The 19,261-nt window shown below is 68.6% G+C and carries 13 protein-coding genes; 4 read left to right on the top strand and 9 right to left on the bottom strand.

The window, feature by feature from the left end:
- Nucleotides 1–19: 19 nt before the first annotated feature.
- From IFJ75_RS03305 to IFJ75_RS03295, 3 genes are read right to left on the bottom strand one after another with little or no spacing between them, the layout of a single operon-like run.
- A complete protein-coding gene (locus IFJ75_RS03305; protein ID WP_225896968.1) occupies nucleotides 20–1,609 on the bottom strand; it encodes a sensor histidine kinase in 1,590 nt (529 codons plus the stop codon).
- On the bottom strand, nucleotides 1,606–2,307 hold the full coding sequence (locus IFJ75_RS03300; protein ID WP_225896967.1) for a response regulator: 702 nt from the start codon (nucleotides 2,305–2,307) through the stop codon (nucleotides 1,606–1,608). The genes IFJ75_RS03305 and IFJ75_RS03300 overlap by 4 nt, the downstream gene beginning before the upstream one ends.
- Nucleotides 2,308–2,318: 11 nt before the next feature.
- Entirely contained in the window at nucleotides 2,319–3,938 is a 1,620-nt protein-coding gene (locus IFJ75_RS03295; protein WP_207871232.1) for a DUF4153 domain-containing protein, read from the bottom strand.
- A gap of 197 nt (nucleotides 3,939–4,135) precedes the next feature.
- Here IFJ75_RS03295 and IFJ75_RS03290 point away from each other — a divergent pair, with 197 nt between their 5' ends.
- The gene (locus tag IFJ75_RS03290; protein ID WP_207871230.1) at nucleotides 4,136–6,976 is read left to right on the top strand and encodes a M16 family metallopeptidase; all 2,841 of its coding nucleotides are present in this window, start codon (nucleotides 4,136–4,138) and stop codon (nucleotides 6,974–6,976) included.
- Between the two features lie 116 nt (nucleotides 6,977–7,092).
- Here IFJ75_RS03290 and IFJ75_RS03285 read toward each other — a convergent pair whose 3' ends face one another.
- The 5 genes from IFJ75_RS03285 to IFJ75_RS03265 form a co-directional block, all read right to left on the bottom strand.
- Nucleotides 7,093–9,945: a TonB-dependent receptor gene (locus IFJ75_RS03285; RefSeq protein WP_207871228.1), complete on the bottom strand. Its 2,853-nt coding sequence runs from the start codon at nucleotides 9,943–9,945 to the stop codon at nucleotides 7,093–7,095.
- Nucleotides 9,946–10,236: 291 nt separating this feature from the next.
- Nucleotides 10,237–11,343, bottom strand: a complete 1,107-nt coding sequence (locus IFJ75_RS03280) for an aromatic ring-hydroxylating oxygenase subunit alpha (protein ID WP_225896966.1) — start codon at nucleotides 11,341–11,343, stop codon at nucleotides 10,237–10,239.
- A complete protein-coding gene (locus IFJ75_RS03275) occupies nucleotides 11,340–11,759 on the bottom strand; it encodes a hypothetical protein (protein ID WP_207871226.1) in 420 nt (139 codons plus the stop codon). The genes IFJ75_RS03280 and IFJ75_RS03275 overlap by 4 nt, the downstream gene beginning before the upstream one ends.
- A gap of 1 nt (nucleotide 11,760) precedes the next feature.
- Nucleotides 11,761–12,600, bottom strand: a complete 840-nt coding sequence (locus tag IFJ75_RS03270) for a DUF3313 family protein (protein ID WP_207871225.1) — start codon at nucleotides 12,598–12,600, stop codon at nucleotides 11,761–11,763.
- Nucleotides 12,601–12,727: 127 nt separating this feature from the next.
- Nucleotides 12,728–13,396, bottom strand: a complete 669-nt coding sequence (locus IFJ75_RS03265; RefSeq protein ID WP_207871223.1) for a methyltransferase family protein — start codon at nucleotides 13,394–13,396, stop codon at nucleotides 12,728–12,730.
- 176 nt (nucleotides 13,397–13,572) lie between these two features.
- On the opposite strand from IFJ75_RS03265, the gene IFJ75_RS03260 reads away from it, so the two are divergent.
- The 3 genes from IFJ75_RS03260 (at nucleotide 13,573) to IFJ75_RS03250 (ending at nucleotide 17,636) form a co-directional block, all read left to right on the top strand.
- Complete coding sequence (locus IFJ75_RS03260) at nucleotides 13,573–14,106, top strand: RNA polymerase sigma factor (protein ID WP_225896965.1); 534 nt, start codon at nucleotides 13,573–13,575, stop codon at nucleotides 14,104–14,106.
- A gap of 100 nt (nucleotides 14,107–14,206) precedes the next feature.
- On the top strand, nucleotides 14,207–15,229 hold the full coding sequence (locus IFJ75_RS03255) for a FecR family protein (protein ID WP_207871219.1): 1,023 nt from the start codon (nucleotides 14,207–14,209) through the stop codon (nucleotides 15,227–15,229).
- A gap of 118 nt (nucleotides 15,230–15,347) precedes the next feature.
- Nucleotides 15,348–17,636 carry a TonB-dependent receptor domain-containing protein gene (locus IFJ75_RS03250; protein WP_207871217.1) on the top strand — a complete coding sequence of 763 codons (2,289 nt, stop codon included), beginning with the start codon at nucleotides 15,348–15,350 and terminating at the stop codon, nucleotides 17,634–17,636.
- 16 nt (nucleotides 17,637–17,652) lie between these two features.
- Here the strand turns inward: IFJ75_RS03250 and IFJ75_RS03245 are convergent, their stop codons facing one another.
- The gene (locus tag IFJ75_RS03245) at nucleotides 17,653–19,062 is read right to left on the bottom strand and encodes an FAD-binding oxidoreductase (protein ID WP_225896964.1); all 1,410 of its coding nucleotides are present in this window, start codon (nucleotides 19,060–19,062) and stop codon (nucleotides 17,653–17,655) included.
- Nucleotides 19,063–19,261 lie beyond the last annotated feature (199 nt).

Below are 19,261 nucleotides of genomic sequence, written 5' to 3'. Positions count from 1 at the left end.
CCAAAACATCCCGTCGCCGCTAACGGCCCGCGATCGGGAGCGTGACTTCGAAGGTCGCACCCTCGGTCGTGGGCCTCAACCGGATCGAGGCCCGGCTGGCGGCCAGCAGCGAGACGGCGATGGACAGGCCCAGGCCCGCCCCACCCTCGCTGCGTTTCGAGGTGAAAAAGGGCTCGAACACCCGGTCGGCGTCGCCCGGCGGCACCCCCGGCCCGTCGTCGGCGACGGTCAGGATCAGGTCGCGGTCCTTACCCCGCGCGCTGATGACGACCCGCGTCGCCCCGGCCTGACGGCTGTTTTCGAGCAGGGTCGAGATAACCATCTCCAGCGTCGCGGGCGGCACGGCGACGGGCGGCGGGTCGTTCAGATCGACCGTGATCTCCAGCTCCCCGGCGCGGGCGTCCACCGCCTTGGATACCGCCGGGACCACATCAATGGCCAGATTGGCATCCGGCCGCGCCATATCGGCCCGGGCCAGATCCAGCAGCCGCGTCACCAGCCCGGCCAGCCGGCGCGCATCGGCGGCGATGTTGTCGAGGAAGCGCTTTCGCTGCCCCGTCTCCATGGTCTCGCCGTGGTCCTGCAGCAGTTCAACGGCCCCCTGAATCCCGGCCAGCGGCGTCTTGAACTCGTGACTGACGGCGGCGGCGAAGTCCCTCAGATAGCGGGAGCGCCGGTCCACCGCCTCGGCCATCAGGCTGAAGTCTTCATAGAGGGTGCGGATTTCGACCGCCGAGGTCGCGGGCGCGGGCGGCAGGGTCCCGCCCCCGGTCGTCACCTCGCGCGCCGCCTCGCTGAGCTTCTCGATCGGCCGGGCGATGCCCCGCGCGACCAGCACCGCCAGCACGGCGATCACGCTGAGCGTGCCGAGGATGCCGAGCGCGATCTTGATCCGGTCCTGATAGACTCCCTTGAACAGGGCGCGCGGCGACCGCGAGGTCAGGATCACCCCCCTCACCTGCCCGTCCACGACGATGGGCCGGGCGTGGTGGATGCGCAGGCCCGAGGCCCGGCTCAGCCACTCCATCGAATATCGCGGGTGATAGTCGGCGTTGCGGCGCAGCACAGTGTAAGGCCGCCCCGCCAGGGCGGACCGCACCTCCGGCAAATCGGCCAGGCTTCCGCCCTTGCCGTAGCCGTCGATGACCGTGCCCCGCCCGTCGAGCAGGACGATCGAGGCCAAGGTCGTCCGCGCCGTCTCGTCGGCGATGGGCTGCAGCCGTTCGTTCAGGAGAACCGCGTCCGGGTCGGGCGCCGGGGCCGGCCGCACGTCCGGCCGCGCCGGCAGAACCGGCGTCGAGCCTAGGTCAATCGTGGCCCCCTCAGGCTGATAGTACCCGGGCTCGAGCCTCGCCTCCGGCGTCACCACGCGCGGGACGGCCCCGGGCCACAGGGCCTCCGCCGTCGCCGAAAGCGCCGCCGTCTGGGCGATCAGCTCCGACTCCGTCTGGCGAACCAGCGTGTTCTCATAGACCCGCAGGAACACGCCCACGAGCCCCGGCAGGATGGCCGCGAACATCAGGACCGACAGCAGGATGGTCCGCAGCCTCAGCGCCGGCCAGTGCGACCGGATCCATTGACGTCCCTGCTGGTAGGCTGTCCGGATCACGCCGCTCCGCCCGCGCACGGCCCGATCTGATAGCCGATGCCCGCCCGCGTCTCGATCAAGTCGCCACCCCCGATCGCGTCGAACTTGGCGCGCAGATTGCGGACGTGGCTGTCGATGGTCCGGTCGGTCATGGCGAAGCCCGGTCCATGCACCCGGTCGATGATCGCGTCGCGGCTGAAGACCATCCGCGGCGCCTCTGCCAGAACCCTCAAGATGGCGAACTCGGTCACCGTCAGCGACACCTCCGTCCCGTTCCAGGCCGCACGCCAGCCCTCGCCGTCCAGCGTCAGCCGCCCGTGCGCCACGGCGTTCGTCGGCAGCGGCGGCGGGGTCCGCGAGACCCGGCGCAGGATGGCCGCGACCCGGGCCACGACCTCGCGCGGGCTGAACGGCTTGGTCACATAGTCGTCGGCGCCCAGTTCGATACCCAGGATGCGGTCGATCTCCTCGTCGCGCGAAGACAGGAACAGCACCGGCAGATCGCCCTCCGCCCGGATGCGGCGGCAGGTCTCGATCCCGTCCATGCGCGGCATGTTGATGTCGAGGATGACCAGATCGGACGGATGCGCCTGAAGGTCGACGAGCGCGGCCTCGCCGTCGGCGGCCTGACGCGTGGCCAGACCCGCCTTCTGCAGGGCGAAGACCAGAAGATCGCGGATGTGGGGGTCGTCGTCGACCACCAGGACGGTACGCTGCATGATCCCCATGTTCAGTGTCCTGCGTTCGAGGTCAACGGGGCGGTCGTTGGCGACTGCGTCCGTGCCGGGGTCGTCGTGATGACCGGCGGTGCTTGATAGGCCACCGGCGGCGGGGCGACCGGAGGCGGCGGAAGGATCGGCCGACCGTCGCAATCCCTGGGCAACGGCCCGAGGTCCGGCTTCTCCCATCCGACCAGAGACTGGGCTTTCGCCAGTCGCCGAGCGTCGCGCCAGGTCCAGCCGCGCCAGTGCGACTGCCGCGCCATCGTCGTCTGCTGCGCGCGCCAGCGCACCGCCGCGACGCGGGTCCGGAAGGCCGACGACGGGTTCGCCCGTTCCAGTTCGGCAAGGGACACCAGCGCCGCGGGTCCGAGCCGGTCGAGGTAGCAGAGGTCCAGCGCCGCCCCCTTGCCGTCGACCTCGGCCGCATGGCGCACGTTCCAGACCGCCGTCGCGGGCCCCAGATTGACCACCCCGACCGCCGCCAGCACGCCCAGCGCCGTCGCCAGATTGGCCTTCACCAGCCAGTCGGCGCTGCGGTTCCGTATCAGCCGCCAGCAGATCAGCAGCAGGCCGACCGCGACCAGAACCATCCAGATCATCGCCGCCAGCCGGACCCGGGTCAGGGAGAAGACCTCGACATAGTCAAAGGTCCTGAGCAGACTGGAGGCGACCAGCAGCATGTTCTGGGCGACCCAGACCATGACCAGTCTGCGCACCAGCGGCCGCGTCGCCGTCTCCGACCCCGGCCTCAGCGCCGTCAGGACGAAGGCGCCCGCCAGCAGGGCGGTCAGGATCAGCGGATAGGCGCCGCGATGGGCGTAGTCGGCCAGGGTCACGCCCTCCGGCAACGGCGCCCCGCTCCACAGGAAGGCGAGGTCCAGCCCGTTCTGCAGGGCGAACAGCAGGTTGAACACGATCAGCGACAGGGTCACCGAGGCCGTGCTGATCCCGGGGATGGGGCGCTGGTCCATCGGCAGGGCCGGCAGCAGCTTGCGGCGCCAGCGCGGTCTCAGGCTCGACCAGGCCGCGACGCCGACCAGACTCGAGAACAGGACCCTCACGACGGTTTCGGGCGACAGGGCCGGCGGCCTGAAGCGCGCCAGGGCGTCGGAGATCAGGGGGTTGGCCGCCGCGAACAGGCCGAGAAAGGCAAGACCGCCAAACAGGGGTACCGCGATCAGGGCGACCACGCGCATGAGAGACCCCGCCCGCGCCAGTCTGCGCTTCGCCCGTATCTGCGAGCGCCGCACCAGATCCAGCAGGGGCCCGAACAGCGAAACCGCCCCGTGGACGACCAGCTTCTGAACCCAGCGCCAGGCCGTCTCCCCTCGCGCCACCCGCGCCGACAGAACCGCCACGGTCATTGTGAGTGCGTACAGCCCCCAGAGCAGCAGGCTCGGCCGGTCGATCATGCCGAGCGCCAGCAAGGCCGCTGCGCCCATGGCGAGGACCGCCCGCACCTCCCTGAATAGCCCCGGCCGCGTCAATCCCAGCCCGACCAGCCAGATCAGGGCGAAGACCCCGACCGTCGTCCCGGGTCGATGGGCGAAGAACAGTCTGTCGGCGAGGACGATCAGGGCGCCGGCGAACGCCGCCTTGATGGCCAGTGTGGCGCGAATGGACGTCATCGAAGGCTCTCCGTGTGAGGAGGCCCCAGACTGCGCTCCGGCCGTCAGCCGCCGGTGGCGCGGATCGGGAGATGCCGAGGAAGAGCGGTGCAGAAGCCGTGCAGGCCGCGGCCGATCACCGTCGCGTCAGCGTAGCGATTGCGCCAAGGGCCGTTCAGGGTAATGTCCCACCGCCTCAGGAAAAGGACTGTCTGCCTATGCGTCTTCGCTCCGTCTCCCTCGCCGCCCTTCTCGCCGTGATCGCGCCCGCCGCGCCGGTTTTGGCCCAAACCGCCATCGCCCCCGCCGCCGCGGCCCTGGCCACCGCCGCCCAGGCCCCCGAGCTGCAGGCCGCGCCCGTCTCGGCCCTGGTGTCCGAGGTCAACATCCCGTGGAAGCGCTTCACCCTCGACAACGGCCTGACGGTCATCGTGCATGAGGATCACAAGGCGCCGGTCGTCGCCGTGTCCGTCTGGTACAATGTCGGCTCCAAGGACGAGCCCGCCGGCTCGACCGGCTTCGCCCACCTGTTCGAACACCTGATGTTCGGCGGCTCGGAAAACGCCCCGGGCTCCTACCTCGGCCGGATGCGCAACCTCGGCCCGTCGAACCTGAACGGCACGACCTGGTTCGACCGCACCAACTATTTCGAGACGGTCCCCACGCCGGCGCTGGAACAGGCCCTGTTCCTGGAAAGCGACCGCATGGGCTATCTGCTCGGCGCCCTGGGTCAGGACACGCTCGATCTGCAGCGCGGCGTCGTCCAGAACGAGAAGCGCCAGGGAGACAACCAGCCCTATGGCCTGTTCGAATACGCCCAGCTGGAAGCCCTCTTCCCCGAAGGCCACCCCTATCGCCACTCGACCATCGGCTCGATGGCCGATCTGGACGCCGCCAGCCTCGAGACCGTGCGCAACTGGTTCCGCGACAACTACGGCCCGAACAACGCCATCGTCGTCCTGTCGGGCGACATCGACGAGGCCAAGGCCCGCACCCTGACCCAGAAGTATTTCGGCGCCATTCCGCGCGGTCCGGTCAACACCCCGGCGGAGGCTCCGGTGCCGACCCTGGCCGCCCCGATCGTGGCCACCATGCATGACCGGGTCGCCAACACCCGCCTGACGCGCAGCTGGGCCGTTCCCGGCCTGACCAGCGACGACTCCGTGCCCCTGTCTGTCGCGGCCCAGGTTCTGGGCGGCCTCGCCTCCTCGCGCCTCGACAATCAGCTGGTGCGTGGCGAACAGACCGCCGTCTCGGTCTCGGCCGGCCTGCAGGACTTCCACCGCATCGGCATCTTCGAGATTTCGGTCGATGTGAAGCCGGGTCAGGACGCCGCCGCTGTCGGCCGCCAGCTGGACGCCATCGTCGCCGACTACATCGCCAAGGGCCCGACCGAGGAAGAGGTCGCCCGCGTCGCCACCCAATATGTCTCGCGCGTCGTCCAGAGCCTGGAACAGGTCAACGGCAAGGCCAACGTCCTGGCCGAAGGCCAGCTCTATTCGGGCGATCCGGATCACTACAAGAAGGAGCTGGCCGAGTACGCCTCGGTCACTCCGGCCCAGGTGACCGCGGTCATGCAGCGCTGGCTGACCCGTCCGGTCTTCGACATGACCATCGCCCCCGGCGAGCGTGAGCCTTACGCCGAAGCCTCGGCCGACAAGCCCGCCGCCATCCCGGCCCCCGAAATCCAGCGCGTCGCCCGCGACCCGATGCCGGCCATCGGCCAGGTGCCGGATCTGGTCTTCCCCGCCGTCGAGCGCGCCACCCTGTCGAACGGCATCAAGGTGGTCTACGCCCACGTCGACACCGTGCCGGCGACCAAGGTCGCCATCGATTTCGACGCCGGCTATGCCGCCGACGCCGCCGATCACCTCGGCGCCCAGGCCATGATGCTGGATCTGCTGGACGAGGGCACCACCACCCGCGACGCCAACCAGCTGGCCGAGGAGAAGGAACGGCTGGGCGCGTCGATCAACGTCGGCGCCTCCATGGACCGCACCTCGGCCGACCTGTCGACCGTGACCGCCAATCTGACGCCCTCCCTGACCCTTCTGGCGGACGTGGTGCGCAACCCGGCTTTCGCCCCGGCGGAGATCGAGCGCGTCCGCGCCCAGCGTCTGTCCGGTCTGGCCAGCGAGCGCACCAACCCGGGCTCCATCGCCGCCCGCGCCCTGCCGCCGCTGCTCTACGGCGCCGACAGTCCCTATGGCCGCTCCTTCACCGGCACGGGCGACGACAAGACCATCACGGCGCTCAGCCGCGCCGATCTGGTCGCCACCCACGACGCCTGGATCCGTCCGGACAATGCGACCATCTTCGTGGTGTCCGACCTGCCGCTGGCCCAGGTCACGCCGCAGCTGGAAGCCGCCTTCGGCGACTGGCGCGACCCGGCGGTCGCCAAGGGGACGAAGACCTTCTCCAACACCGTCCCCGCTCCGACCAACCGCATCGTTCTGATCGACCGTCCGCAGTCGCCGCAGTCGCTGATCTACGGCGGTGCGGTCCTGCCGCTGTCGGGCACCGACGACCTGCTGGCCCTGAACGCCGCCAACGTCACCCTGGGCTCGGACTTCCTGTCGCGGATCAACTCGGACCTGCGCGAGACCAAGGGCTGGTCCTATGGCGTGCGCGGCGGGATCAACCAGCTCGAGCACCGCGTGCCCTACATCGTCAACGCCCCGGTCCAGTCGAACCGGACCGGCGAGTCGGTCGCGGCCCTGATCGCCCAGTACGACCGCTTCCTGAAGACCGACGGCGTCACGCCGCAGGAGCTGGAGCGGACCATCAACGGCAACACCCGCCAACTGGCCGGCAGCTATGAGACCTCGGGCCAGATCCTCGGCGCCCTGCGGTCCAACGCCCTGTACGGCCGCCCGGACGACTACCAGACCACCCTGTCCAGCCGCACCCGCGCCCTCACCGCGGCCCAGCTGGACGCCTCGGCCCGGCAGGTCATCCACCCCGACCAGTTCGTCTGGGTCGTGGTTGGTGACGCCTCTGTCGTGAAGCCCCAACTCGACGCCCTGGGCCTGCCGGTCGAGGTCCGTTCGGCGCAGTAACCTGGCGTCCTGCCGTCGTTTCCGGGTCCGCCCGGGAACGGCACGGGGCCTTTCCAAAAGCAAACGGGCCCGGGCGCATCGCACCCGGGCCCGCCTTGTTTGGGAGCAGACCGCCGTCAGAACTTATAGCGGGCCCCGATGAACACCTGACGACCCGTGTGGTGATAGACATAGGTCGAGTTGCGTTCGCCGCCGAGGTCGCCGTGGTACTGGCGGTTCGGCTCGTCGGTCAGGTTGATGGCTTCCAGCGTCACCGTGACGTGGTCGGTCAGGGCATAGGAAGCCGAGCCGTCGATCGACAGGGTCTCGGTCTTGCCGGTGACCGCGATCCCGCGCGTGCCGCCGTTCGCCGCCGGAACCTGCTGGTAGTAGTCGTCCCGGTAGGCGGCCGAGATGCGGGCGTTCAGCGTGCCGTCGTCGTAATAGAGGGTGGCGTTCCAGGCGTTGGGCGACAGGTTCACCAGGTCCTCGGTCACATAGACGGAGCAGGCCGCGGTCGTGCAGTAGTCGATCTCGGACTCGACGTGGGTATAGTTCAGCTGGGTCCCGAGGTTGGAGAACAGGCCCGGCAGGAAGCGGAACGGCTGCTGATAGCTGATCTCGAAGCCCTTCAGCGGCCCGCCGGGCGTATTGGCCTGGGTCGAGAAGACGTGGTTCAGGTTCGGATCGCGCGCCCCGGCCGGGAAGGCCACCGGGTCGATCGCCGTCAGCTGGGAGTAAGGCAGGGTCGTCTGGGTGGTCTGAACGAAGGTCGAGATGTCCTTGTAGAAATAGGCGAAGGACAGCAGGGACTCCGGCGCGAAATACCATTCGACCGACACGTCGTAGGTCTTGGCGCGATAGGGCTCCAGATCGACATTGCCGATCGAGGCCGAAGGGTTCGGCGCGGTGGCGGCGCTGAGCGTATAGACCGGCACCAGGTTGGTGATCGGCGGACGCGCCATCACCTTGGCCGCGGCGAAGCGGATCTGCAGGTTCTCGATCGGCTCGAACGCCACGTTCAGGGACGGCAGGGTGTCGTCATACGCGTTGGAGCCCACCGTCAGCACCGGCAGGTTGTTGATGTTCGAATAGCCTGTGGCTTCCAGCTCGGTCTTGACCTGCCGCACCCCGAGGTTGCCGCGGAAGGGCACGCCGAACAGGGTGGTGTCCCAGTCCGCCTGGACCCAGTAGCCGGTGTCGGTCTCGGTGACCTGGCGGAAGCTGGCGAAGGAGCCGGGATTGTCCAGACCCAGCAGGCGGAAGTCGCCGCCGGCGACGCCGGTGTTGCAGTTGCAGTCCCACTTCCAGAGGTTCCGCAGGGCGTCCAGGTCTGGGATGATCCAGGAGGTCGCCGAACCCGCCGGCAGGTCCAGGTTCCGGCCAAAGCCGGTCAGCAGCTGGGTCACCGAGGCCATGGTCGTGCCCGCGGGCAAGGCCGGGGCGTCGTTGACGTTGTTCAGGCGGCTGTAGCCGGTGCTGATCGAGCTGTACTTCTTGCGGCTGGCCCCCGCCTTGAAGGTCAGGACGTCGGTGGCGTTCCACTCGAACGCGCCCTCGGCGGTGTCATAGATGTTGGTCTGGTAGCTGGTGTTCAGACGCAGTTCCGACTTCAGCAGGCCGGTCGGGCCGGTGACGCTCCAGGCGTTCGGGTCGGTGACGTCAAAGCCATAGTTGATCAGCGGCAGATCGTGGTTCGGGCGGAAGTCCCAGCTGTAGCCCGCGCCATTGATGTGATCGATGATGGCGTCGACCTGAAGCGGATTGCCGAAGTCGGATTTGGACCGACCGATGGTCCCGGTGAACTTCAAGGTGTCGGTGAACGACTGTTCCAGGGCCAGGGTGTTCTGGGTGTAGGACGTCTCCAGGATGTCGAAGCGGTTCTCGGTGCGCATGTCGACGTCGTTGAACCGGGCGTAGATCATCTCGCCGGTGTCCGGATCGATCACGGTATCGACGATGTCGACCTCGGGCTTGCCGCCCTGCGAGGCGTTGCGGCTGAAGGACCAGGCCTCAAGGAAATTTTCGCGCCGGGTCGAATCCAGCTGCGACCACAGACTGTCGAAGGTCAGCAGGGTCTTGCCGTTGTTGGGCCGGAACTGCGCCGAGAAGGTGAAGCCGGTGCGTTCCTGCTCGTGCGTCAGGCGGCCGTACCGCGGGATGCGCGGGTGGTAGAGGCCGCCGGCCGCCGCCGAACCGCCCGGCAGGGCCGTCGGGTTCTGGAAGCCGTTGTCGCCGTTGGCCGGCCCCCAGCGGACCGAGGAGAAGCCTTCCTCGATCGAGTCCTTCTTGCTGTAGGCCAGCGAGGCCAGGGCGCCGAGTTGCCCATCGAACCAGGTGCTGGAGGCCAGGACCGCGTAGCGCGGGCTCCAGGTCTGGGACAGGTCATTGTAGCCGCCCTGGACCGAGGCCGCGGCGGTAAAGCCGGGATAGTCGAACGGATGGCTGGTGCGCAGGTCGACCGTGGCTCCCAGCGAGCCTTCCTCGACCTCGGCCGAGGCGGTCTTGCGCACCGTGATGTTGTTGAAGAGCTCGGAAGCGAAGACGTTGAAATCGAAGCCCCGCCCGCGGTTGGTGCCGCCCGAGGAATCGGTCGCCCCCGTCGTGGCCTGGGCCTCGATGCCGTTGATGCGGGTGCGGGTGAAGTCAGGGCCGAGGCCGCGAACGGTGATGGTGCGCCCCTCCCCGGCGTCGCGGTCGATCGACACGCCCGGGATCCGCTGGATGGATTCGGCCAGGTTGGTGTCAGGGAAGTCGGCGATGTCCTCGGCCGAGATAGCGTCGACGACGCCGGCCTCGCGCCGCTTGATGTTGAGGGCGTTGGCCAGGCTGGCGCGGAAGCCGGTGACGACGATCTCGTCCACCGAGGTGGCGTCATCGTCCGGGGCCTGTGGCGGTGTTTGAGTTTGGGCGCGGGCGTCAACCGCCAGCGCCAGGGTCAGGGCGCCGAGCGAAACGCCGGCCAGGCGTGCGAACTTCCGGGTGGTCATCCTTGGGGTTCCTCTTCCCATGTCCCCGGCGGCGACTCTGTCGGCCCCCGTCCGGAGTTTGCCCGCGTGAACGGGCGTTGCGGCATTGAGAGCTTTCCCTCTGATACCGGTGTCATTGGAGACTACGCCCGACGTTTCATTATGGCAACATTGCGGCTTGGCCGGCCCGGCTCGCCCGGCCATCAGGCTCCGGGTCGGCAGCGCAGTTCCCGCGACACATGGGTTCGCGGCGTGACCGACCAAGCAGGCTGTGGTCTCGCCCGGAGCCCAAATCCCCTGACATTTTACGTGTCAGCTTGACCAGCTCAGTCGCCTGGCTTTCACCGGGTTCACAAACGCCCGATCCTCGCCTCGGCTGGCCAGCCATTCCCGCTTCAACTGAACGTACCACCGCGCCTGTTGATCGGCGTCCCCCACCCACAGGAACGGCGGGCTGTCCTTCAGATCCCTGCTCTGGGCGGTGATCACCACCTCGTCTTCCTGAAGGAAGCGGTGAACCGCAAACCGCACCAGCGGCGCCAGGAAGCGCAAAGCTCCGAAATCCGACCAGACGATCTGGGTCATTCGGGTCTCATGATCCGTCACGGGCGTCATGGCCGACAGGGCGAGGACTGACCGGGCGCCCAGACGCAGATGCTCCCACCGCAGCCCGGGCAGGCGGAAGACGATTTCAGTGACCGGCGAGGCTCCCAGAAGCCGATAGAGCCGCCCGCTTTCGGACGGCGCATGGCCGACCATAGTGAAACCCAGAGGCGAAGCGACGAAGGCTTTCGATTTCACCCGCGCGCGCGTCGGCTTTCGCCACCACCACTGACGATGGACGTAGGGGCCGTGGGCGGGGTCGACGAGGCCCAGGATGGCGTGGTCGACATGGACCGGATAGGCGATCGTCGCCACGGCCAGAGGCTTGCGACCGACGATCCCGGGAATGACCGGCGGCGGATGGTCGGGCTCCGCGCGGTCCTGGGTCATCCAGATCCAGATCAGCCCATGGGTCTCCACGACCCGGAAAGCCGACACGCGGATCGTCTCAACGGTGAAGTCCGGGTCAGCGTTGGCGGGAACCGAGGCGCAGACCCCGTCCGTGCGGAAACGCCACCCATGGTAGGGGCATTCAATCAGGTCTTCGCCTCGTGCGCCACGAACCGTCCGTCCCGCCGACAGGGGAACCGCCCTGTGGGGGCACCGGTCGTTGAGCGCCCAGACCTCGCCGGTCGGGGTCCGCCCCAACAACACCCGAAGGCCCAGAATCTGGCGCGGCAGCAGCTCTCCCGCCGCCAGTTGGCCGCTCACGGCCGCGACATACCAGCTGTTCCACAGAAAGCCCTGGCCGAGCCGTGCGCTTCCTTCCCGTCTGGCGTCGCTTCGGGAGGCCGGAATCTCGATGACGACGGTCAAGGCCGGTTCTCCTCCCGGCCCCAGTTGCCGAAGGGTTCGGCCTCGAGAACAGCCCGGGGACGCCGTGCCGGTCTCAGAGCCGCCGATGACGTCGGCGGGCTCGACGCGTCGAAGACCATCCGGCCGCCGCCGAGGGTCGCCCAGGCCGCGTGGAGCGACGCCTCGCCGGTTCCGTCGACAGCGCCGGAGCCGTCAAAGGCCCTGACCCAGCCGCCTTGATCCCAGATGTCCTGAACCAGCCGGTTCACCGACCGGCGATGGGCGGTGAAGTGGATCACAACCCCGACACCGAGCTCAGCCAGACGCCGGACGATGTCGAGCCCGTGGGCGTCGGCGACGTTGATCACCAGAGCCTGAGGCGCGGCGGTCTGAGGCGCGGCAAGCACCCCGGGCCGGGAAAGAAGCGCGCGCTCCATGTCAGTCCCCTTGAGACGACGACTGCGGATCAGCCGACCCTTGCCCCGCCGCGCTCGGATGGGCCCGGACGCCGGCAACCTCGATTTCCGGGTGATAGAGGCCGGTGACCTGGCCCACGGCGAAGCCGGCGGCCATGCGACCGATGTTGCGGCGCGGACCATAGGCGGCGCAGGGGTCGGGACGCGGAATGTCATGGACCTTGCGCGCCTTGCTGGCGAAGGCGTCGCCGACCGCGTCGCCCATGGGCTCGGCCATCTGCAAGGCGTCGCCGATGCGCGAAAGCGAAGGGGAATCCCGGCCGACATACTGGGCGTTGCGCGCCCAGGAGACGGCGGCAAGCTGGCGCCCCGAACCGGCCTCAAGCAGTTCGGACTCGATGGCCAGGCCGCCGGTGGCGCCCGGGGCGCGCAGATCGATCACGGGCACGAAATAGCCGACGGCGGCGCTGGCCGCGGACCCGATACGCCCGGTCGTCTGAAGGCGGACCACCGCGGTCCGGATAACCGCTGCGTCAGCGGACGCCTGGGGTGCGATGGTAAAGCGCTCGCTGACTTCGAAGCAGATCTGGCGATCGACCTCGTTGAGCACCCGCAGGCGCTCCGTCGGGGTCAGCCGGTCGCCGACGCCCGGGGCGAAGACGGCGGGCTGGAGGAAGACAGAGGCGACGGCGTCCGAGGCGGGGTCGTCGCGGCGCTGGCTGATCGAGGCGCTGCGGCTGCCCGGCCGCTCGAAACCGTCATAGCTGGCGAGGTAGCCCGAGCTGGGGGCGGGGGTGGTGTGGCAGGCCGCGAGGCCGGTGGCGGCCAGGAGCGGAACAAGGACGATATGGGGTCTGAACATCAGGGTCTCCGGGGTTGGAAAACAGGCAAGCGAAAGCGATGCGCCGTCGAGAACGACGCGGGGTGGAAGCTTGTCGGGGGAGGTTTGAGGGCAGAAAGGGGAGCCCGAGCGGCTCGGGCTGACGCCCTCAGGGCAGGGTCAGAAGGGTCGGGATCAAGCCCTCGAAGCGCGCGCCCGACAAGGCCGCCAGCAAGGGGATCGCGGCCAGCATGATGGCGCCGTCCAGGATCGTCGTGACGAAGCGGCAGGGGTCGATCTCGAGCGTGCGATCGTCGCGCCAGAGCGACCAACGCGGCCAGTATCGCGGCGTCGTCGCCCGGTAGCCCTCATAATCGGTCCCGAAGACCCCACAGAGGAAAGCCTCTTCGCGCAGCACGGTCGCCTGCATGACCACGAAGGTCAGGGCCAGGGCGCCGAGTGCGAGGATCAGGCTGCCGGTCTGGGCGCCGACGCCGAACGCCGCCAGGAAGCTGAAGACATAGAGGGGATTGCGGCTGACCGAATAAGGGCCCCGCCTGACGATCTCATGCGTCTTGCGGCCGCCGATATAGAGCGAGCACCAGCCGCGTCCGACGATGGCGGCGAAGATGGCGAACTGGCCGACGCCGACAAGAAGCGCGTGCAAGATGGTCTCTTCCGCGAGTGGGCGGATGACCGCCGCGGCGCCGACGAAGAGCACAAGCACGACCGCGAGCAGCGCCTTGCGTCGCAGCTGGACGCGTCGAAGCGCTGCGCTTTCTTCCGAAGAGGCGGGCGTGGAAAGGTCGTCGGCGCGTTGCGATTGCGGCAGGGGCATGGTCGTCTCGTCTCGATGGATCGCGCTCGCTGATCTGGCGCTCCGTCAATGACGCCGCCGGGCGCGAACCCTCGCAATGGCGAATGGAAATAATCGGAGAGGGGCATTGCGCGACGCGGAAAGCCGTTCGAAACAGGCGGTCTGATCGTCGCGTCACGCATGCACAGGTCCCACAGTTGACGCCAGGTCCCAAAGCCGAACTGCTCTCGGTCTACCTCGACCGCCGCCCAGCACTGGTCCGCTTCTTCACGACGCGCACCGGCTCGCAGGACCGCGCCGAGGACATCGTCCAGGACATCTATGTGCGGCTGCAGTCGATGCCGGACGAAGCGGCGGCCGGGGTCCAGTCGCCCCTGCCCTTCCTCTACCGGATCGGCGGCAATCTGATGCTGGACGCCATCCGGGGCGGCCGGCGGGCGACCGAGCGCGACAAGGCCTGGACCGACGCCTCCGGCGCCGCCGTGGACGGAATCGCCGTCGTCGACGCCCCCTCGCCCGAGGACGCCGCCTGGGCGCGTCTGAAGCTGGATCAGGTCGCCGCCGCCCTGGAAGGCGTGCCCGCCAAGGCGCGCGAGGCTTTCCGTCTGCACAAGATCGACGGCCTGACCCATGCCGAGGTCGCCGCCCGGATGGGGGTGTCCCGAAGCTCGGCCGAGAAGTACGTCAGCACGGTGCTGGCCCGCCTGCTGGAACAGGTCGGATGGCCATGATGTCGAGATTTCGCCATTTTCTCTTGTGGGGCGCCGCCAGTCGCGGCGTCTCTTCATCCGGACGCCCATTCGGACGTCCTGCCCGTCTGATCGAAACCGCATGACCCGCCGCGATGAACCTTCCCCGTCCGTCATGGAACAGGCCTCGGCCTGGGCCGTGCGGCTAGCCGGAGACGAGGCCACGGAAGCGGATTTCCTGGCGCTGGAAGCTTGGCTGGCGGTCTCGCCTGACCATGCGGAGGCCTATACCCGGGCCGAAGGTCTGCTCGCGGCGCTCGACGACGACCGGGCGGCGCTGGACGCGGCCCTGACACGCGCGGCGGCCGCCGCCGCGACGCCGGAAACAGCATCGGCTCGCCGGGTCGCAAGCCGGAAGCCGGCGCAGGGCGCGAGACCCTGGCGCTGGGTCGGCGGCGGGATTTCCATCGCCGCAGCGGTGGCGGTCGCCGTCTTGCTGGCGCCGTCGCTGGGCAGCCATACCGATGTCTACGTCACTGCCCCTGGCGAGCAGCGCACCCTGACGCTGGCCGATGGCTCGACCATCTTCATGAACGGCGGGTCGCGGCTGTCCGTTCGGCTGGACCGGCGCGAGAGGCGGGTGGAGATGGCCTCCGCTGAGGCGGCTTTCGACGTGGCCCACGACCCCCGTCGCCCGTTCCGCGTCACGGTGGGCGAGAGCCGGGTCGAGGTGCTGGGCACAGCCTTCGACATTCGCCAAGGGCAGGACGAGACCCGCGTCGCCGTCACGCGCGGCGTCGTGCGAGTGTCCGATCTCGCCAACCCCGCCCACAATGTCCGGCTGACACGGGGCCAGACCGTCGAGCGCGGTGACGACGACGGTGTCCTTCAGGTCGAGACCGTCGCCCCCGAGACGGCCGGCTGGCGGACCGGGCGTCTGGTCTATGACAACCGCCCCTTGTCCGAGGTCGTCGCCGACCTGAACCGCGCCTGGCCGATGCCGATCCGTGCCGTGGGCACGGCGGCCGATCTGCGGTTTACCGGCGTTCTGGCGCTGGATGGCCAGGCGCCCGAAGGTCAGGCGGCGACCATCCGTCGGCTCGAGGCCTTCCTCCCGGTGACCGCCGTCCAGCGGGACGGGACGATCGAGCTCAGGCCCCGCTGATCTGTTGATGACGGCGGGATTTCGACGACAGGCCTTCGGGGCAGGCCTTCTTTGGCTACTCGGTTGCGGCGCGGCGCAGGCGGACGTCCCGCGGCGCCTGAGCATCCCGGCGCAGCCGATGGCCCGCGCCGTCCTGAACCTGGGCGCACAGACCGGAATCTCGATCGGCGCGGGCGAAGCCGCCGCCTGCGGCTGGTCCCGGCCGGTGCAGGGAATGTTCGAGGTCGAGGCGGCCCTTCGCCTGATGTTGTCGGGCAGCGGCTGCACCTACCGGCGCATCGACGACAGGACCTTTTTGATCGTCCGTCGTCCGGCCGCGCGACCGCCGGTGCGACCCGCGCCGCCTCCCGAGCCCGAGGCCGTCGAACTCGGCGACGTGATCGTCACCGCGACGAAGCGGGACATGGCGCTGGCCGATGCCCCCTATTCCCTCTCGACCGTCGACGGCCTGTCGCTGGAGGCCGCGCCCCGGCTGGACACGGCGGCTCTCTCGACCCGGCTGGCCGGCCTGACGGTCACCAACCTGGGGCCAGGCCGCAACAAGCTTTTCGTCCGCGGCCTGGCCGACAGCGCCCTGACAGGACAGACCCAGGCGATGGTGGGCCTGTATCTGGACGATACACGCCTCACCTATGACGCGCCGGACCCGGACCTGAGACTGGTGGATCTGGATCGGGTCGAACTGCTGCGGGGGCCGCAAGGCACGCTGTACGGCGCGGGGGCCATCGGCGGGGTGCTGAAGCTGGTCAGCCGCGAGCCCCGTCTGGACGCCTGGGAGGGCGAGGTGACGGCAGGGCTGACGTTCGCCGATGACACGGCGCCGGGCCATTCGGGCGATGTGGTGTTCAACGCTCCGCTGCTGCGCGATCGTCTGGGCCTGCGGGTGGTGCTCTATGAAGAGGTGCTGGAAGGGGTGGTCGACGACCCGGGTCTGGATCTGACCAACACCGGCGCCACCAACCGCAGCGGCGGCCGGGTCAGCCTGCTGTGGAGGGTCAACGATCGGTGGGAAGCGCGGCTCGGTTCGGTGTTCCAGGAGCTTCACATCGACGACAGCCAGTATGCGTTCGAACGCCTCCCCTCCTACGAACGCTCGCTGTCGGTGCGCGAGCCGAGCAACAACGACTTCAACGGCGTGTCCCTGGCCCTGACCGGAGACTACGACTGGGGTCGCGTCCGGCTGACCAGCGCCTATCAGGGCCATGACCTCGATCGCCGATATGACGCCACCACCGCCGCCGGGCGTTTCGGCGGGAGCGGCGGCCCCATGGCCTATGACGAAGCCGACAGCATTCGCGCCTTCGCCATCGAAGCCTCTGTCGCGGCGCCCACCTCGGACCCGATCGGCTGGCTGGCGGGGCTTTACGGATCGCACTACAGCCACGACCGCACCGGCGAGGTACTCGACCTGAGCCCCGACGCCCGTCTCTATCAGGCGGAAAAGCAGGACGAGACCAATGAAGGCGCGGTGTTCGGCGAGGTCTCCTGGGCGCCGCTGCGCGATCTCAAGCTCATCCTCGGTGGGCGGTATTTCTACACCGCGACGCAATCCTCCACCCGCGCCCAGCTTCGCGGCGGCGTCGCGGACGCCTTTGACGGCGAGAATACGGATGACGGCGTCGTCTCCAAGGCCGTGGTGGAATACGCTTGGCGGGACAATGTCCTGATCTTCGGGCAGGTCAGCCAAGGCTATCGCATCGGCGGCTTCAACGGCGGCGCATTGCTGGACGGGGCCTATGGCCAGCCTGGTTCGGGTTCGCAGCCCTATCGGTCCTTCCGGCCGGACACCCTGCACAGCTATGAGCTGGGCGTGCGGTGGCGAGCCTTCGACGACCGCATCGCCCTTCGCCTCGCCGCCTTCGTCGTCGACTGGCGGTCGATCCAGTCCGACCGGGTCTCAAGCGATGGCCTGCCGTTCACCGCCAATATCGGCTCCGGCAGCAATGAGGGGATCGAGCTGGAAGGCGTCTGGAAGGACGGTCCCCTTCGGATCGACTTCAACCTGATGGGCAGCAATCCCGTGCTGGATGCATCCGACGACAGCTACCCTCTGGCCATTGATGGCGACCTCCCCGGCGTGCCGCGCATTCTGGGCGCCGTAAGCGCGCGCCGTGGTCTTTCAGTTCGTGGGCACAGGGCCTGGATCAGCGGATCGGTGGGTTATGTCGGTGCCTCGACCCAGCAACTGTCCTTGCAGACCAGGACGGATATGGGCGGCTATCCGACGACGGAGATGGCGGCAGGCGTCGATCTCGGCGCCTGGTCGGCGGTGATGCGCATCGATAATCTGTTCGGCGGCGAAGGCGACACCTTCGGCTATGGCAATCCGTTCCTGGTGGGCGTCGAGACCGTCGCCACGCCGCAGAGGCCTCGAAACCTGTCGCTTTCCCTGTCCCGGCGCTTCTGACCGAAGCGGCCGAACCTCAGTGCGCAGGCGCCGCGATCCCATCTCCCTCGATCACGAAGATCTTGCCGGGATTGAGGATATGGTTCGGATCGAGGGCGGTCTTCAGCCGCGCCATGAGACCCCGCTCCTCCGCCGACCGGGATACATGCAGGAAGTCCCGCTTGTGCAGCCCCACCCCGTGCTCGGCCGAGATCGAGCCCTTCACGCGCGCCAGAGGTTCGTAGACCAGCGCCTCCACATCGTGCCGGACGTCCTCGGCCGGGCCGTGGATATTGATGTTGATGTGCAGGTTTCCGTCGCCCAGATGCCCGAACACCCAGACGTCCGCAGCCTCGCCGAAGCGGTCGGCCAATGAGGCCTTGAGCGCGCGAACATAGGCCTCCATGTCGCCGATCTTCAGGCTGACGTCGAACAGGAAGATGGCGCCGCGACGGGCCGTTTCGGCGGTCCCCTCCTCGCGCACCATCCATATGGCGGCGGTCTCGGCGGTCGACTTGGCCAGGACCGCGTCGGCGACGAGCCCCGCCTCCAAAGCTTCGCCGAGCAGGGTCTCGAAGCGGGCCGCGTCGGCCTCCTGATCGGCGCCCATGGACTCGATCAGGGCGTAGTAGGCGTGGCCATGCGGCAGGATCGGAAGGGCGGGCGCGGGGGCCGTCGTCGCCAGGCGATAGGTGTCGCCCCACATCACCTCGAAAGCGCAGAGCGTGCCGCCCAACCCCCGATGCGCCGCCTCCAGCAGCTTGGGCAGAGCCTCGAAATCTTCGACCGCCACCAGGGCCGTGCACTGGCTCGTCGGCCGGGTCCGCAGGCGCAGCACCGCGCGGGTGACCACCCCGAGCGTGCCTTCCGAGCCGATGAACAGCTGCTTCAGGTCGTAGCCGGCGTTATTCTTGAGCAGACTGTTCAGGCTGCTGATCACCGTCCCGTCGGCCAGCACCGCCTCCAGCCCCAGGACATTGTCGCGCATCATGCCCCAACGCAGCACCCGGTTGCCGCCCGCGTTGGTGGACAGGACACCGCCCAGGGTCGCCGAGCCCCGCGCGCCGATGTCGACGGGGAAGAAGAGATCGACGGCCTCGGCCGCCTCCTGCGCCGTCTGAAGCTTGCAACCGGCCTGAACCGTCATCACCGAGTTGACGGTGTCGATGACCTCGACCTGGGCCATGCGTTCCAGCGTGATCGCGATCATGTCCTGAGCATGGGCGCTTTCGACAAGATTGGTCAGACCGCCGAACGGTACGACCGGCTGGCCTGCGGCGTTGCAAAGGCGCAGCGCCTGCGAGAGCTCGTCGGTCGTGCCGGGCCGCAGCACCGCCAGAGGCGTTCCGACGGGATAGTAGAGGGTGTGCACCTTCTCCCGGGCCGCCTCGCCCCGCAGCACATTGCCGGCGCCCAGCACCGCTTCAAGATCGTCGAACAGGCTCAACTCAGGACTTCCGGGTCGCGCGCCGCAAGCCCGGCGTCGGTTTGAGACTAGCGACCCCAGGCCCTGTTCAGGATGCGATTTGCTCATCTGATCATGCGTCAGATGCATGCCCCTCCCCCGAATGGTTTCATTCAACGCCTCGGCTGGGCCTGCCTTCGCGCGCCGCCTAAGGCTTGGGAACCTGAGACTGAGGAACGGA

The organism is Brevundimonas goettingensis, from assembly GCF_017487405.1.
GTDB lineage: Bacteria > Pseudomonadota > Alphaproteobacteria > Caulobacterales > Caulobacteraceae > Brevundimonas > Brevundimonas goettingensis.
The sequence above is the reverse complement of the archived record's forward strand: the minus strand, read 5'-3'. Positions and strand labels throughout refer to the sequence as shown.